Raw genomic sequence first — 14,686 nt, 5'->3', positions numbered from 1 at the left:
GGAGGGCTACTCCGGATCGCCGGGCGCGAGGGGGCGAGGACGGTCGGTGAGATGTGCTCACCAACGTCAGGCTACGCGCTTCAACACCGTGGCGATACAGTCTTCGAGGCGTGTCCACGAAGGGCAAATCGCGCCGGATCTGAGCTGGGAACGCGGCACCCCGCGCACACCATCTCGCCGCAAACAGAGGAATCCGACTTGCAATCGACGGACGCGGAGGGCTGTTAACAACTTGCTAGTAAGTCGACGCTGATGAAGCTCCTCAGCGGGGTCGAGACCCCGGACGAGGGAACGATCGAGATCGACGGTGCGCCGGTCGAGTTGACGTCGCCGGCACAGGCCCGGTCGCTCGGCGTGAGCATCATCCACCAGGAGCTCGGCCTGGTGCCGGAGCTGACGGTGGCCCAGAACGTCACGCTGGGGCGCGAGCGCAGCCGGTTCGGGGTGCTCGACACCCGTGGCGCCGCGCGGGACACCGCCGCCCTGCTCGACCGGCTGGGGATGATCCTCGATCCGAACGCCCGGATCAAGGACCTCACCGTGGGCAAGCAGCAGATGGTCGAGATCGCCCGGGCACTGTCCGAGGACGCCCGGCTGTTGATCCTGGACGAGCCGACGGCGGCGCTCAACGACGCCGAGGTCCGCACCCTGTTCGAGCTCATCGACCGCTTCGTCACCGACGAGACCGGGGTCGTCTACATCTCGCACCGCATGGACGAGCTACCGCGGATCTCCGACCGCGTCGTCGTGCTCCGGGACGGCGCGAACGCGGGGCAGCGGCCCACGAGGACGACGTCGATGAACGAGATCATCGAGCTGATGGTCGGCCGCGAGATCAAGGACGATCAGCGCCCCGAGGCGGCCGCCGAGGTGGGCGAGGTGATGCTCAAGGTCGACGGGCTCAGCAGCCGGTACCCGTTGCACGACATCTCGTTCGAGCTGCACCGCGGGGAGATCCTCGGGTTCGCGGGCCTCATGGGCGCGGGGCGCACCGAGCTCGCCCGGGCCGTCGTGGGCGCCGACCCGATCACCGCGGGCACGATCGAGGTGGCGGGTGTCGCCGTGCGGATCGACTCCCCGGCGACCGCCGCGGGGCTCGGTATCGGCTACCTGTCGGAGGACCGCAAACGGTTCGGCGCCGTCGTCGATCAGACGGTGCGCGACAACATCGCCCTGTCGTCGCTCGCCGCCCACACCCGGTTCGGCGTCGTCCGGGACGGCGAGTTGGACGAGGTGGCGACCGCGATGGTGGACAGGCTGCGGATCAAGACGCCGTCCATCCGGCAGGCGGTGCGCAACCTGTCCGGTGGCAACCAGCAGAAGGTGATCATCGGCAAGTGGCTGGCGCGCGACTGCGACATCCTCATCGTGGACGAGCCCACACGGGGCATCGACGTGGGGGCCAAGGACGAGATCTACCGGCTGCTCGAACAACTCGCGAGGGCGGGCAAGGCGATCATGGTGATCTCCAGAGACCTCCCCGAAGTACTACGGCTCTCCCATCGCGTCGCGGTGATGGGGGAGGGCCGCCTCGCCGCGATCCTCGACGGGGCCACCGCTACCCAGGAGACGATCATGCAGAACGCCACCCGGTTCCACGAGACGGCGGTGCAGCGATGACGGCCACCACTGCCGAGAAGTCCGGCGGGGAGGGGGCGTTCGGCCTCGTGCGGTGGGTCCGCGGCCAGATGCAGCAGTTCCTCGCGTTCGTCAGTCTCATCGTGATCGTCGTGTTCTTCTCGCTGGCGAACCCGAACTTCCTCACGCCCAGCAACGTCACCGGGATCTTGGTGGCGTCGGTGACGATCGGGCTGCTGGCCCTGGGGACCACCGCGGTGATCATCTCGGGCGGCATCGACCTCTCCATCGGTACCGCGATGATCCTCTCCGGTGTCATGACCGGCGTGTTCCTCGTCAACTGGAATCTGCCGCTGTGGGTGGGCGTGCTCGGCGGCGTCCTGTTCGGCGCGTTCGTCGGACTGGTCAACGGCCTCGTCGTCGCGTACCTGGGCATCCCGCCCTTCATCGCGACCCTCGCGATGATGCTCGTGACCATTGGTGCGTCCCTGGTCATCTCGGGGACTCAGCCGATCCGGTTCACCAAGGTCGACGGGTTCAGCGACATCTCCAACGCGTCCCTCATCCCCGGCGCCCGGCTCCCGATCAGTGTGGTTCTCCTGGCGGTGATGGCCCTCATCGCGGGCTTCGTGCTCGCGAAGACGCGTCTCGGCCGGTACTCCTACGCGATCGGCAGCAACGAGGAGGCCACGCGGCTCTCCGGGGTCGACGTGCGCAGGTGGAAGGTCGCGATCTACACCTTCTCCGGGTTCTTCGTGGGGCTCGCGGGCGTCCTCGCCGCCGCGCGGCTCAACTCCGCCCAGCCCACCGGCGGGCAGGGACTGGAACTGGAGGCGATCGCCGCGGTCGTCATCGGCGGCACGTCGCTCGCGGGCGGACGCGGCACGATCACCGGCACGGTGATCGGGATCCTGATCATGAGCGTCCTCACCAACGGCCTGCGGATCATGTCGATCCCGCAGGAGTGGCAGTCGATCGCCGTGGGCGCGGTGATCCTCGTCGCGGTGTACATCGACATCGTCCGCAAGCGCACCTGAGCCGGCCACGGCGCACCGTCGTCGCCACGTCCCGAGAGTGACCCAACCCCATCCCGACCCAGGAGGAAGCCCGTGTTCAACCTCTCATCCGCGCCCCTGAGGCGAGTGTTCCGCGCGGCCACGGTCACCGTGGCCGCAGCCGCGGCGATGACGGCGATGACCGCCTGCTCGGACGGCGGCTCGTCGTCGAACAGTGGCCAGATCGCCATCGTCTCGAAGGGCTACCAGCACCAGTTCTGGAAGGCGGTGGACACGGGCGCGCAGCAGGCGGCCAAGGACCTCGGCAAGACCATCACGTTCGAGGGGCCGGACAGCGAGACCGAAGTGGAGCAGCAGGTGCAACTGCTGCAGACGGCACTCGACCGCAATCCCGCGGCCATCGGCATCGCGGCGCTCGACTCCGCCGCCGTCGCGCCCCTGCTGCAGCAGGCCAAGGACCGGAACATCCCGGTGATCGCGTTCGACTCCGGTGTGGACAGCGACATCCCCGTGACCACAGCGTCCACGAACAACCTGGCCGCGGCCGGTGAGGCCGCGCGGCACATGGTGGAGGCGATCGGCGGCCGGGGCAAGGTGGGCGTGATCGCCCACGACCAGACGTCCAAGACCGGCGTGGACCGTCGCGACGGATTCGTCGACTGGGTGAAGAAGAACGCCCCGAACGTGCAGATCGTGGACATCCAGTACGGCGGCGACCCCGCGAAGGCGGCCGACCTGGCGTCCACGATGCTCGAGGCGCACCCCGATCTCGCGGGCCTGTACGGCACGAACGAGGGCGCGGCGACCGGCGAACGCTGCGCAGCGCAGCGGCAAGAAGGACCTGAAGATCGTCGGATTCGATTCGGGCGCTGCGCAGATCGACGCGATCAAGTCGGGCCTGATGCTGGGCGCGATCACCCAGAACCCGGTGGGGATCGGCAAGGAGACCGTGCAGGCGGCGGTCAAGGCGATCAACGGCGAGACGCTGCCGAAGACGATCGACACCGGCTACTACTGGTACGACAAGACCAACATCGACGATCCGAAGATCGCGGGCAGCCTGTACCGGTGAGGGTGTCGGCGCCCCGGGGGCGCGGACGGCACCGGACGGTGTCGCCCGCGCCGTCGGGGGAGCGGTGACTCCCGGCACGTAGACTGAGCCCCCGTGAGCCTTACCCTCGGAATCGTCGGACTGCCTAACGTCGGCAAGTCCACCCTGTTCAACGCCCTGACCAACAGCGAGGTCGAGGCGGCGAACTACCCGTTCGCCACCATCGAGCCGAACGTGGGCGTGGTGAACCTGCCCGACCCGCGCCTGGATCGCCTGGCCGAGATCTTCGGCTCGGAGCGCATCCTCCCGGCGACGGTGTCGTTCGTCGACATCGCCGGCATCGTCAAGGGCGCCTCCGAGGGCGAGGGCATGGGCAACCAGTTCCTCTCCAACATCCGCGAGGCCGACGCGATCTGCCAGGTGGTGCGCGTGTTCTCCGACGAGGACGTGGTGCACGTGGCCGGCAAGGTGGACCCGCTGGCCGACATCGAGGTGATCGCCACCGAGCTGATCCTCGCCGACCTGCAGACCATCGAGAAGGCGCTGCCGCGGCTCGAGAAGGAGGCGCGGAAGAACAAGGAGGTCGCGGAGACGGCCGAGGCCGCGAAGGCCGCGCAGGCCGTGCTCGAGGACGGCAAGACCCTGTTCGCCGCCGGCTTCGACACCACGCCGATCCGCGAGCTGCACCTCATGACCGCGAAGCCGTTCCTCTACGTGTTCAACTCCGACGAGGGGGTGCTCACCGACGCCGACAAGCGGGCCGAGCTCGCCGCCGCGGTGGCCCCCGCCGACTCGGTGTTCCTGGACGCGAAGATCGAGTCCGAGCTGCTGGAACTCGACCCCGAGGACCAGGCCGAGATGCTGGAGTCCATCGGCCAGGACGAGCCGGGCCTGGACTCTCTCGCCCGCGCGGGCTTCCACACCCTGGGCCTGCAGACCTACCTCACGGCCGGCCCGAAGGAGTCCCGCGCCTGGACGATCCGCAAGGGCGACACCGCCCCCAAGGCCGCCGGCGTGATCCACACCGACTTCGAGAAGGGCTTCATCAAGGCCGAGATCGTCTCCTTCGCCGACCTCGACGCCAACGGAACGATGAACGCCGCCAAGGCCGCCGGCAAGGTCCGGATGGAGGGCAAGGACTACGTCATGGCCGACGGTGACGTGGTGGAGTTCAGGTTCAACGTCTAGCCGCGATCCTGCGCGCGGCCGAGCGCATCCGCCGTGCGGTCGTGAAGGGCCGGCCGAGCCCCGCAGGCGTCGGGGCTTGTCACCCGGTCCCGGCGGGTGTGAGATGAGCTCATGTCGCTGGTCGAACGCTGTCTCGAAGCACTCGCTGCGCAGTTGGGGCGGCCGAGGGGCCGCATCGGTCGGATGATCGGACTCGCTCTCAACCGCGGGAATCGCTCTCTCGTCGGCGCTGCGATCGACGCGTCGGGGGCCACCACGGGTGCGGCGGTCGCGGACGTGGGCTTCGGTGGCGGTGTCGGACTCGAACTGTTGCTCCGGCGGGTGGGCACCCCCGGGCGCGTCCACGGCGTCGAGGTCTCGGACACGATGCTCGCGCAGGCCCGCAACCGATTCGGCCGCGAGATCGCCGACGGACACCTCGTGCTGCATGAGGCGCCGATGGAGGCCCTGCCGTTCGAGGACGGTGCGCTCGACGCGATCGTCTCCACGAACACCATCTATTTCGTGGAGCACCTGGACGTCGCGCTGGCCGAGCTCGCGCGGGTGCTCCGCCCCGGTGGGACCCTCGTTCTCGGGATCGGCGATCCCGAGCGGATGGCGTCGATGCCGTTCACCCGGTTCGGGTTCCGCTTGCGCCCGATGCGGGACGTGTCGGTCGCGATGGACGCGGCCGGCTTCACCGGCAGTGTGGCGAAGCAGGCCGGGGGCGGCCCGACCCCGAGTTTCGTCGTCGTCGGGACGCGGTCCTGACGGTGCCGCTGCCCCGCCGCGAACGATCGGCAGGGCGGCGGTCGCGTCGAGTCCGTCGGCGTTACGGGCGGATCAGGACCTTGAGGCTCGTGCGGTCGTCCATGTCGCGGTAGCCGCCCGGGACACCGTCGATGTCGGTGGCGGCGTCGAAGACCCTGCCGGGCTCGATGGTGCCGTCGAGGATGTCGGGCATGAGCTCCTCGATGTAGGCGCGCACGGGAGCGGGCCCGCCGGCCAGGCGGATGTTCCCGCCGAACAGGCTCGAGAACCCGACCGGGGCGGCTTCGTACTGCGGGACGCCCACGCGGCTGATGACGCCGCCCGGGCGGACGACGCCGAAGGCCTGCTCGTAGGCGGGCATGTGCCCGACGGCCTCGAGCACCGCGTGGGTGCCGTGCCCGCCGGAGAGCTCGCGCACCTTCGCGATTCCCTCCTCGCCGCGCTCGGCGACGACGTCCGTGGCGCCGAACGCGCGGCCGAGGTCGGTCCGGTCCTCGTGGCGTCCCATCAGGATGATCTGCTCGGCACCGAGCCGCTTGGCCGACAGGACGGCCATGAGCCCGACGGCCCCGTCGCCGATCACCGTGACGCGGTGCCCCGGCCGCACTCCGGCCGTCTTCGCGGCGTGGTAGCCGGTGCCGAGGACGTCGGCCAGCGTCAGGAGCGACGGGATCAGTGCCGAGTCCGGCGCGACGGGCAGCTTCACCAGGGTGCCGTCGGCCAGCGGGACACGCACCGCCTCGGCTTGGCCGCCCTCGTCGGCGATGCCGTCCCAGAACCCGGCCTCGTGGTGGATGCACGACGTCTGCAGGTTCTCCCGGCAGAACTCGCACACGTTGTCGGAGATCGCGAACGGCGCGACGACGAGGTCTCCCTTGGTCAGGCTGGTGACGTCGGCGCCGACCTCCTCGACGACGCCGATGAGCTCGTGGCCCATGCGCGCCGGCCCGTTCGCGGCGGTCATCCGGTGGTAAGGGTGCAGATCGGAACCGCAGATGCAGGAAGCGGTGATCCGTACGAGGGCGTCGGTCGGGTGCTTGATACGGGAGTCGGGGACGTCCTCGATCCGGACGTCGCCGGCTCGGTACATGAGTGCTGCGCGCATGAGTGTTCTCCTTCGTGGACGGGTGAGTGTCAGTGGGACGGGGCGGGTTCGACCGGGCGGCGGGCGATCATCGCGAGTGTGATGGTCGGGGCCAGTGTCAGTGCGACGACGACGGTGCCGACGGCCGCGGGGCCGGACAGGCCCAGCGAGGAGGTGAGTGCGGCCCCGGCGATCGTGGTGCCGATCGCGGTACCGGCGTTGAACGCGGCGACGGCGAGCCCCGAGCCCAGCGTCGCCGCTCGGCCCGCGTAGCCGACGGCGAGGTGGATGAGCACGCTGTTCGCGCTGAGTCCGAACGCGCCCAGCAACACCACGAGGGCGACCGTGGTCCATGCCGATCCCGTGAACAGCGCCATCGCGAGGAGCACGACAGCGGTCATCGCGGGGGTCGCGATCGTCACCGCGTGGGCGTGCCGGTCTCCCAGGCGGCCGCCGAGGAGGGTGCCGAGGAAGGAGCAGACACCGAATCCGGCGAGCACGGCGGGCACCAGCGCGACGGGCACCCCGGCCTGGCCGGTGAGGACCGGCGCGATGAACGAGTACGCCGCGAGCACGCCACCGGTCGTCGTGAGGCACGCGGCCAGGACCAGCCAGAGCCGGGGCGACCGGAGATCGCCGAGCTCGGACCGGACCGATTCGCCCTGCGGCTGCGGGGCGTCGGCGGGCACCAGCCGGCCGATGAACACGACGGCCATCGCCGCCGCCACGGCGAGGACCCAGAACGTGCCACGCCAACCGAGGTGCTGCGCGACGAAGGCTCCGATCGGCACGCCGAGCACCGTGGCCAGCGAGCCGCCCGCGGCGACCACCCCGACCGCAGTGGACTTCATCGACGGGCCGACGGTGTTCGAGGCGACGACTGCGGACACCGCCCAGAACGCGCCCGTCGCCAGGGCCGTGACGAAGCGCGCCGCCATGAGGATTGTGAGATCCGAGCCGAGCGCGACGACCACGTGCCCGACGACGAACACGACCAGCGCGATCACGAGTGTCAGCTTCTTCGACAGGCGCATCGTCAGCAGCGCCAGCAGCGGCGCGCCCACGACCATACCGACGGCGAACACCGTGATCAGCGACCCGGCCTGGCCCAGGGAGATGCTCAGATCACGGGAGATCTCGGGAAGAATGCCGGCGACGACGAACTCGGTGGTGAGCATCAGGAACGTCCCCAGAGCCAGGACGTGGACGACCGGGGGGAGGCGCGAGAGCGCGGGGGCGGCGGAATCCTCGGGTGCGGAAGCCGCCAGGGCTTCGTGGGGCATGCGTGAGACCTCGTTCGACGGGAAGCTGGTGCGGACTCGTCCATTCCACCCCCGCCCGTGGAACGGATGAAGGTCGGATTCATGGGGGTAGAGGTTCGACCCCCTTCGGACGCGGGATCGCTCCTACCCTGGAGGCATGGACAACCGCGACGACATCCGCGGCTTCCTCGCCAGTCGGCGCGCGAAGCTCACCCCCGCGATGGTCGGCCTCCCCACCAGTTCGCGGCGCCGTGTGCCCGGCCTGCGCCGCGAGGAGGTCGCGGTCCTCGCCGGCGTCAGCACCGAGTGGTACACGCGGCTGGAGAAGGGCCACATCGGCGAGGTCTCGGAGGAGGTGCTCGACGCGGTCGCCGTCGCCCTCCGCTTCGACGACGACGAGCGCACCTACCTCCATGACCTCGCGCGCGCGGCGAAGCCCGCCCACCGCAAGGCCACCCGCCGCCGCGACGTCCCGCTCGCCCCGCAGGTGCAGTGGATGCTCGACTCGGTCACCATGTCGGCCGCCTTCGTGCGCAACGGACGCCTCGACGTCATCGGCTCCAACCCGCTCGGCCGTGCCCTGCACGCGCCGATGTTCGCGAGTCCCACGATCGTGGACGGGAAGCCCAACTTCGCCCGCTACCACTTCCTCGATGAGGGGTCGAAGGACTTCTTCGTCGATTGGGAGGCCGGGGCCGCGGCCACCGTCGCACTGTTGCGCGCCGAGGCCGGGCGCGAACCCTATGACAAGGCCCTGCGGGAACTGATCGGCGAACTCTCCACCGCCAGCGACGAGTTCGCCACGTACTGGGCGGCGCACGACATCCGCATCCGCCACGAGGGCACCAAGCGACTGCATCACCCCGAGGTCGGCGAGCTCGAGCTCACCTACCAGTCCGTCGACCTCCCCACCGGCAAGCGGGCCTGGCACGACTTGTCCTTCTACACCGCCGAGCCCGGCTCGCAGCATGAGGCGAGCCTGAAGCTGCTGGCGAGCTTGGCGGCACCGGCCCTCCGGGCAACGCACACGACGAAGGGCTGACGCCTGCAGCGCGGATGCGCAGTGGTCGTGCGGCACTCGCAGGTGTGGAGGCGGAGGAGCTACTCGGGTACTGCAATGACTTCTCTGTTGCGCGGGAGGGTGCCGTGGAACGACAGCGGAACCGCACGGGCTCGTTCGACGTCAATACGGTCGATCGCCTGGATGTGGAGGTGGGGTTCGGTGCTGTTGCCCGAGTTTCCGCAACGCGCGATGGGGTCGCCGGTGCGAACACGTGCGCCGGGAACCACCCGCGCGCTCGACCGCTGGAGATGGCACAAGGCGATGACGACGCCGTCCTTCTCGATGAGGACGTGATTGCCGGCGAGTGCCGGCCACCCACCGGCCAAGCGTCGCCGTTGCGTCAGGGCGTAGCCGATCGAGGGGACGCCGCGATAGGCGTCATGATCGGTCCCGTCGTCGTTGATCGCGACGACCGTTCCGTCCACCGGAGCAAGAATCGGGCGACCGTAACCGGGGAAGCGGTCGGGCGGTTCCGAGTGAAGGAACGACCCCATGCGCATGGGGGCGCTCCGTCCGTCGGGTGTCACTGGAACGAAGTCGATCGCGTGCGATGAGGCGAATGCCGAGGTGCCATGGCTCGGCACCCGATCGGCCGGGCTGTTCTGCACGCGCCAGGTTCCTGTGAAGGGGTACGCGACATCGAAACCTGCTTCCATCACAACCTCCGTCCAGCATCATTGTGGCCCGTCGCCGCATCGGTTCCTCGCGACATGACGACCGGGATGTGTCTCACAGCCCGCTTCCGTGCGAACTGATCAGTCGACGGGCTACTGGTTGAAAAACGTCTCCAGTACACGGGCCATGAGTTCGGGGGCGACAACGTGTCCCTGCCCGTCGAGCGTGTGTCGTTCGGTCTGGGGGGTGGCAGCGACTATCGCTGTGGCGGCGCGGTCGAAGAAGTCGGTCGGGAGGCCCGCCATCTGGGGCTCGGTGATGGGGCCCTCGGTGGTCACCAGGACCGACTGAGTGATGCGGGAAAGCCGGTTCGTGGGGAGGTTGTAGTCGTTGAGGACCACGGCGTCCTTGACGAGCGTGTGGGCGAGCGCGACGGACGGGGCCCAGTACGGGTGTTGTCTGCCACTCGCGATGTCCGCGTCGGGTCCGCCGGTGAGCCTCATGAACAGTTCCAGGAGCTCCTCGTCCCGGCCGGCCTTGTACGCCTCGTGGGTGTCCGCGAGGTACTGGTCGAACCTCGGCCGTAGGTCGTCCCCGATCACGTACGGCACATCCCACACCGCGATCTTGTCGATCGCCGAACCTGCCGCTGCTGCCTCCAGCGCGAGGGCGCCGCCAGATGAGGCGCCGTACACGTGAGCTGAGCCGCCGGTTGTCGCAATCAGCGCGTCGAGGTCTTCCACCTCCCGCGCTACGGCGTACGGCGGCGTATTGCCGCTGGCGCCCCGGCCGCGGCGTGCGTAGTTGTAGACCGTGAAATGGTCGGCAAGGAGCCGGGCCAGCGGCGCGTTCTCAGCGCCGTCGTCCAGTGTGCCGCCGACGAGGATCACCGCCGGGCCAGTGCCTTGCCGGTCGTGGGCGATCCTCGTGCCGTCGGCGGACGTCACACGAAGTGTCATCTCGTTCACTGCTTCTCTCCAATTCTCGATGCGTGGTCGTCACCGTCGGAGCATGTCGACCGGGGTTGCGTGACGTGGGTTGTCGCCCGTCACTTGCCGTGTGTACCGACGACTGCGGCTGTGGCGGAGGTCACAGGATCGATACTCCTAATATAGGAGTAAACACACCTGTTGTGCAAGTACGATCGGGGCATGAGCAAGAAGCGGCTGTTCGACGACCCCTGCGGCATCGCGCGAGCGCTGAACGCGGTCGGCGAGCGGTGGGCGTTGCTCGTGGTGCGGGAGCTGGTTTTCGGCCCGAAGCGCTACTCCGACCTACATCGCGGGCTGCCGCAGATGAGCCAGAACGTCCTCGCGCAGCGCTTGCGCGAGCTCGAAGCCGACGGTCTGGTGAGGCGAAGACGCCTGGGACCGCCTGCGCCCGCCGCCGTGTATGAACTCACCGAGCGGGGGCAGGAGCTGGAGCCCGTGCTCCGCGCGCTCGCCCACTGGGGCAGTCGCGCGCCGCTGCCCGTGGACGGCGCGGCGGAACTGAGCGTCGACGCGCTCCTGTTCGCCCTGCGGGCCACCTTCGATCCGGCACTGGCGGGGGAGCTGTCGCTGCGCTGCCAGGTGGATGTCGCGGGCGATCGGTTCCGCATCACCGTTGCGGGTGGGCGCATCGAGGTGGATCGCGGTGAGCACTCCGACCGCGATGCGTCGCTGACCGTGCCGGAGGCTGCGACGTTGCGCGATCTGGTGTTCGCCGGTGCGACGCTGCACGACGCCGTCGAGCGGGCAGGCGCCGAGGTGGCGGGCGATACCGCGCGGCTCGCCGCATTGCTGCGCTGCTTTCCCGCAGCCGTGCGGTATCCCGCGCCATAGGGCTCGGTCCGTCGGGCCCGTTTCACCTGGCTCCCGCGTCTGCGGAGGAAGTCGCCGGGGGTGGGGGCGATCCGTGGTCCTCAGGCGCCGATGGTGAGATACCCCGGCCGACAGTGCGACTCCGTCGCGGCGCCGACCGCCGGGTGCCCGTCAGGCGGCCCTATCGGGGGATCGAGTCCCCGGGGAATCCGTGGCAGGGGTGCACCTGACACGTCATCATCCCGGCCCGCACACACGGGTCCTCAGCCATGATCGCGGTCGCCTCCTCCGCCGGCACGGTCATGACGGCGACACCGCACGTCGTATCGGAGCCCACCGGGCAGAGGACCGCGATCACGCCGTCGGCGCGCAGTGTGACCATGCGCCGCTGGTGCTCGAGCTCGACGGCGTCGGCGCCGTCCATCGCGCGGTTCGGACCCCACGCGAGGAGCGCGATGCTGAGCGGCCTGGCGGTCGCCGCCAGGTCCTGGATGTCCTTGTCCGTCACTGTGACGCCCATGCCTGCCCAGATCTCCCGATGGTCCTGGTGAGCTACGGCGCCGACGTGGTCGAACGGAGCGGCGTTCCGGCTCATACGTCGACCGTAGCCCCGCTGGAGGTCCTTAATAGGCGGTTCGCGTTGCGCAACCAGGGAATCCGGGCGCACGGGGCGATTTCCGGCGCCGTGCACCCGGATCCGGCCGGCTTCACGCGACGGCGGTCCCCTCCAGTTCGACCATCTGGCCGGGTATCGCCAGGCGGGCGACGCCGAGCATCGTCGTCGTCGGCGCGACCCCGGCGGCGCCGAGCCGCCCGGCGAGTACGCCGTAGTGCGGGAACAACGCGTCCACGTCGGTGGTGTAGACGTTGAGCCGCACCAGGTTCGCGAGCGACATGCCCGCCGCGGTGAGTACGGCCTCGAGGTTCGCCACGGCCAGCGCCAGCTGCGCCGCGATGTCTCCGTCGTGTTCCGGTCCGCCGGCCGCGTTCATCGCCGTCTGCCCGGAGATGTACAGGGTCCGTGCCTCGCCCGAGACGACCTCTCCCTGGTTGAAGCCCATCTCCTGTGACCAGGTCACCGGGTTCACTGCCGTGCGTTCCATTTCTGCTCCGATCATCGGTGTCGCGCCGATCGACGGCCGGTCGGCCGCCGTCCTCGACGTGCACATCGAGGCTTCCAACGAATCACGACACCTTCTGTCGTGATTCTTGGTAAGCATGGATTCGTGCGAGCGGACCGATTGGTCTCGCTGATTCTGCTGCTGCGCAGGCGAGGCCGCATGACGGCGGACCAGCTGGCGAACGAGCTCGAGGTCTCGTCGCGGACGGTGCTGCGCGATATCGACGCGCTCTCCAGCGCGGGCGTCCCGGTCTACGCCGATCGCGGCCGCCACGGCGGCTACTCGCTGTTGCCGGGATTCCGTACGGAGCTGACCGGGCTGAACCACGACGAGGCTCTCGCGCTGTTCACCGCGGGAGCGGGCCGGGCGGGCACCGTGTTCGGGCTCAGCGCGCCGCTGGCCTCGGCGATGCGCAAGGTCGTCGATGCACTGCCCGACGGGCACCGCACGAGCCTGGACGACGCTGCTGCGCGATTCCTGGTGGAACCCGAGATCGACCTGCTGTCCCGGCGGGCGATCCCCGAGCACGTGGCCGAAACGGTGATGAACGAGGTCCGCGCAGCGGTGCTCACCGGACGCCGGCTTCGCTTCGACTACGCGGCGCCGGGCGTGCCGCGCGGTCGGCGCACGGTGGATCCGATCGGACTCGTCACGGTTCGCGGCCGCTCGTACCTGCTGGCGATCAAGGCCGGTGAGGATCGCACGTACCGTCTGTCCCGGATTCTCAGTGCCGCAGTGCTTCCCGATGCGGCGGAACGCCCAGCGCAGGTCGATCTGGACCGCATCTGGGCCGAGCGCACCGCCAGGTTCCTCTCGGAGGATCACATCGCCGTGGACGTCCGGGTGAGGTCGTCACGCCGCGACGAACTCCTGGACGCGGCCCGTGCCGTCCGCTCGGAGGAGAATGCGGAGAACGATTGGGTGCGACTGGACGTGGCCTTCGAGGATCTGCGACACGCGTCCTGGGCGGTGTGGCAGCTCGGATCCGACGCCGAGGTCCTGGCGCCGGAGACTCTGCGCATCGAACTGCGCGATCGGGCGCTGCGACTCGTTACCCGCTACAGCGGACCTACGCCGGAAGTGTGATCGAACCGTGCCGGGAGCCGCGCGGGCGTGCCGCGGGATGAGTGCCGGCTCAACGGGAGTCTGAGATGCTTCCGGTGTGATCGCCCTCGTCTCCGCTCCGTCGAATCTGGGTTTGCGGCCGCCGGAGCGCGGCGCCGTCCCCGGTACGCACAAGGCCCCCGAGGCCCTGCGTGAGGCTGGGCTGTTCGACGATCTCCTGCGCGCCGGCGCCCGCGACGCCGGGGTGGTGCTTCCAGGACGCTACGTCGACGACGATCCCGTGCGGCCGCCCGGCCACGTCCGGAACGAGCGGGCGCTGGTCGAGCATGCCCGGCGTCTCGCCGATCGCCTGGCCGTTCTGCTGGACGGTGGCGCCGCGCCGCTCGTCCTCGGCGGCGATTGCAGCCTGCTCATCGCGGCGGGACTCGCGGTCGCGGGCCGGGGTGGGGCCGGCCTGGTGCACATCGACGGCCACACCGACTTCCGGCACCCCGGGAACAGTGACGAGTGCGCCAGCGTCGCCGGTGAGGATCTCGCGGCCGCAATCGGGCTGCATTGGGACGCGATCGCGGACATCGACGGCCTTCGCCCCTACTTCGCTCCGGAGCGCGCCGTCCACATCGGGCACCGCCACGACGACGAGGCGGTGGACGAGGTCACGGAGCGAATCGGGCTGGTCGTCTCGGCGGCCGACGCCGCAGCGGAGGATCCCGCGCGTCTCGCGGAGCGAGTCCGCGAGGTCGCCGGCCCGGCCTATTGGCTGCAGATCGATGTCGACGTCCTGGACCCGCAGGTGATGCCGGCGGTCGACAGTCCCGATCCGGGTGGCCTCCGGGTCGAGGAACTCGTCGCGGTGCTGGAGCGCCTCGCCCCCGACGCCGTCGGCGCTTCCGTCACCGTCTTCGATCCCGACCTGGATCCGGACGGGCGGTACGCGCGCACCGTCGCCGATGTCGTCGTCCGGGGACTCGGGCGCCTCGGGACCGCAGCGATCGTTCCGCCGGGGCCGGCGTGAGCGCGGGGCGGGACCCGACGGGCCGTGTCGAAATACCTGTCGGTGGTTCGTTGTATAGATGAAGGCGATGACCGTC

The 14,686-nt window shown here is 69.7% G+C and carries 14 protein-coding genes and 1 pseudogene; 9 read left to right on the top strand and 6 right to left on the bottom strand.

The genetic code is table 11. The features are described 5' to 3' along the window. Nucleotides 1–252 precede the first annotated feature (252 nt). The 5 genes and pseudogenes from BN39_RS00985 to BN39_RS00965 all read left to right on the top strand — a co-directional run bounded on the left by BN39_RS00985 (nucleotide 253) and on the right by BN39_RS00965 (nucleotide 5,583). Nucleotides 253–1,620 (top strand): sugar ABC transporter ATP-binding protein, encoded by a 1,368-nt coding sequence (locus tag BN39_RS00985; protein ID WP_019200479.1) that lies wholly within the window; start codon nucleotides 253–255, stop codon nucleotides 1,618–1,620. Continuing rightward, nucleotides 1,617–2,615, top strand: coding sequence for an ABC transporter permease (locus BN39_RS00980; RefSeq protein ID WP_019200478.1), 999 nt, complete (start codon nucleotides 1,617–1,619; stop codon nucleotides 2,613–2,615). Before BN39_RS00985 ends, BN39_RS00980 begins: the two co-directional genes overlap by 4 nt. Nucleotides 2,616–2,762: 147 nt before the next feature. Beyond that, a pseudogene (locus BN39_RS00975) lies at nucleotides 2,763–3,666 on the top strand (ABC transporter substrate-binding protein). Between the two features lie 93 nt (nucleotides 3,667–3,759). Next, the gene (ychF, locus tag BN39_RS00970; RefSeq protein WP_019200475.1) at nucleotides 3,760–4,833 is read left to right on the top strand and encodes a redox-regulated ATPase YchF; all 1,074 of its coding nucleotides are present in this window, start codon (nucleotides 3,760–3,762) and stop codon (nucleotides 4,831–4,833) included. 183 nt (nucleotides 4,834–5,016) lie between these two features. After that, nucleotides 5,017–5,583 (top strand): class I SAM-dependent methyltransferase, encoded by a 567-nt coding sequence (locus BN39_RS00965; protein ID WP_019200474.1) that lies wholly within the window; start codon nucleotides 5,017–5,019, stop codon nucleotides 5,581–5,583. A 61-nt stretch (nucleotides 5,584–5,644) separates the two neighbouring features. Here the strand turns inward: BN39_RS00965 and BN39_RS00960 are convergent, their stop codons facing one another. Together BN39_RS00960 and BN39_RS00955 are read right to left on the bottom strand one after the other, a co-directional pair. After that, nucleotides 5,645–6,688 carry a zinc-dependent alcohol dehydrogenase family protein gene (locus BN39_RS00960; RefSeq protein WP_040765715.1) on the bottom strand — a complete coding sequence of 348 codons (1,044 nt, stop codon included), beginning with the start codon at nucleotides 6,686–6,688 and terminating at the stop codon, nucleotides 5,645–5,647. Nucleotides 6,689–6,717: 29 nt separating this feature from the next. Continuing rightward, complete coding sequence (locus tag BN39_RS00955; protein WP_019200472.1) at nucleotides 6,718–7,950, bottom strand: MFS transporter; 1,233 nt, start codon at nucleotides 7,948–7,950, stop codon at nucleotides 6,718–6,720. 136 nt (nucleotides 7,951–8,086) lie between these two features. On the opposite strand from BN39_RS00955, the gene BN39_RS00950 reads away from it, so the two are divergent. Further along, nucleotides 8,087–8,971 carry a helix-turn-helix transcriptional regulator gene (locus tag BN39_RS00950; RefSeq protein WP_019200471.1) on the top strand — a complete coding sequence of 295 codons (885 nt, stop codon included), beginning with the start codon at nucleotides 8,087–8,089 and terminating at the stop codon, nucleotides 8,969–8,971. Between the two features lie 59 nt (nucleotides 8,972–9,030). Here BN39_RS00950 and BN39_RS00945 read toward each other — a convergent pair whose 3' ends face one another. Further along, entirely contained in the window at nucleotides 9,031–9,648 is a 618-nt protein-coding gene (locus BN39_RS00945; RefSeq protein WP_040766301.1) for a M23 family metallopeptidase, read from the bottom strand. A gap of 111 nt (nucleotides 9,649–9,759) precedes the next feature. Then, nucleotides 9,760–10,566, bottom strand: a complete 807-nt coding sequence (locus tag BN39_RS00940) for an alpha/beta fold hydrolase (protein WP_040766299.1) — start codon at nucleotides 10,564–10,566, stop codon at nucleotides 9,760–9,762. Between the two features lie 192 nt (nucleotides 10,567–10,758). Here BN39_RS00940 and BN39_RS00935 point away from each other — a divergent pair, with 192 nt between their 5' ends. After that, on the top strand, nucleotides 10,759–11,430 hold the full coding sequence (locus BN39_RS00935) for a helix-turn-helix domain-containing protein (protein WP_019200468.1): 672 nt from the start codon (nucleotides 10,759–10,761) through the stop codon (nucleotides 11,428–11,430). Between the two features lie 160 nt (nucleotides 11,431–11,590). On the opposite strand, the gene BN39_RS00930 is transcribed toward BN39_RS00935, so the two are convergent. Then, nucleotides 11,591–12,004, bottom strand: a complete 414-nt coding sequence (locus BN39_RS00930) for a hypothetical protein (RefSeq protein WP_019200467.1) — start codon at nucleotides 12,002–12,004, stop codon at nucleotides 11,591–11,593. A 112-nt stretch (nucleotides 12,005–12,116) separates the two neighbouring features. Beyond that, a complete protein-coding gene (locus BN39_RS00925) occupies nucleotides 12,117–12,512 on the bottom strand; it encodes a RidA family protein (protein WP_019200466.1) in 396 nt (131 codons plus the stop codon). 123 nt (nucleotides 12,513–12,635) lie between these two features. On the opposite strand from BN39_RS00925, the gene BN39_RS00920 reads away from it, so the two are divergent. Both BN39_RS00920 and BN39_RS00915 read left to right on the top strand, forming a co-directional pair. Then, nucleotides 12,636–13,616 carry a YafY family protein gene (locus BN39_RS00920; protein WP_040765712.1) on the top strand — a complete coding sequence of 327 codons (981 nt, stop codon included), beginning with the start codon at nucleotides 12,636–12,638 and terminating at the stop codon, nucleotides 13,614–13,616. A gap of 76 nt (nucleotides 13,617–13,692) precedes the next feature. Further along, a complete protein-coding gene (locus BN39_RS00915) occupies nucleotides 13,693–14,610 on the top strand; it encodes an arginase family protein (RefSeq protein ID WP_019200464.1) in 918 nt (305 codons plus the stop codon). Nucleotides 14,611–14,686: the final 76 nt, after the last annotated feature.

The sequence above is a fragment of the Tsukamurella sp. 1534 genome (assembly GCF_000312385.1).
Lineage (GTDB): Bacteria > Actinomycetota > Actinomycetes > Mycobacteriales > Mycobacteriaceae > Tsukamurella.
The sequence above is the reverse complement of the archived record's forward strand: the minus strand, read 5'-3'. Positions and strand labels throughout refer to the sequence as shown.

What these genes read in the sequence shown, in the direction of transcription:
- BN39_RS00985 (WP_019200479.1), top strand. Translation starts at nt 253, where the DNA reads ATGAAGCTCCTCAGCGGGGTCGAGACCCCGGACGAGGGAACGATCGAG.
- BN39_RS00980 (WP_019200478.1), top strand. Translation starts at nt 1,617, where the DNA reads ATGACGGCCACCACTGCCGAGAAGTCCGGCGGGGAGGGGGCGTTCGGC.
- BN39_RS00965 (WP_019200474.1), top strand. Translation starts at nt 5,017, where the DNA reads ATGATCGGACTCGCTCTCAACCGCGGGAATCGCTCTCTCGTCGGCGCT.
- BN39_RS00960 (WP_040765715.1), bottom strand. Translation starts at nt 6,688, where the DNA reads ATGCGCGCAGCACTCATGTACCGAGCCGGCGACGTCCGGATCGAGGAC.
- BN39_RS00955 (WP_019200472.1), bottom strand. Translation starts at nt 7,950, where the DNA reads ATGCCCCACGAAGCCCTGGCGGCTTCCGCACCCGAGGATTCCGCCGCC.
- BN39_RS00950 (WP_019200471.1), top strand. Translation starts at nt 8,087, where the DNA reads ATGGACAACCGCGACGACATCCGCGGCTTCCTCGCCAGTCGGCGCGCG.
- BN39_RS00945 (WP_040766301.1), bottom strand. Translation starts at nt 9,648, where the DNA reads ATGGAAGCAGGTTTCGATGTCGCGTACCCCTTCACAGGAACCTGGCGC.
- BN39_RS00940 (WP_040766299.1), bottom strand. Translation starts at nt 10,566, where the DNA reads ATGACACTTCGTGTGACGTCCGCCGACGGCACGAGGATCGCCCACGAC.
- BN39_RS00935 (WP_019200468.1), top strand. Translation starts at nt 10,759, where the DNA reads ATGAGCAAGAAGCGGCTGTTCGACGACCCCTGCGGCATCGCGCGAGCG.
- BN39_RS00930 (WP_019200467.1), bottom strand. Translation starts at nt 12,004, where the DNA reads ATGAGCCGGAACGCCGCTCCGTTCGACCACGTCGGCGCCGTAGCTCAC.
- BN39_RS00925 (WP_019200466.1), bottom strand. Translation starts at nt 12,512, where the DNA reads ATGGAACGCACGGCAGTGAACCCGGTGACCTGGTCACAGGAGATGGGC.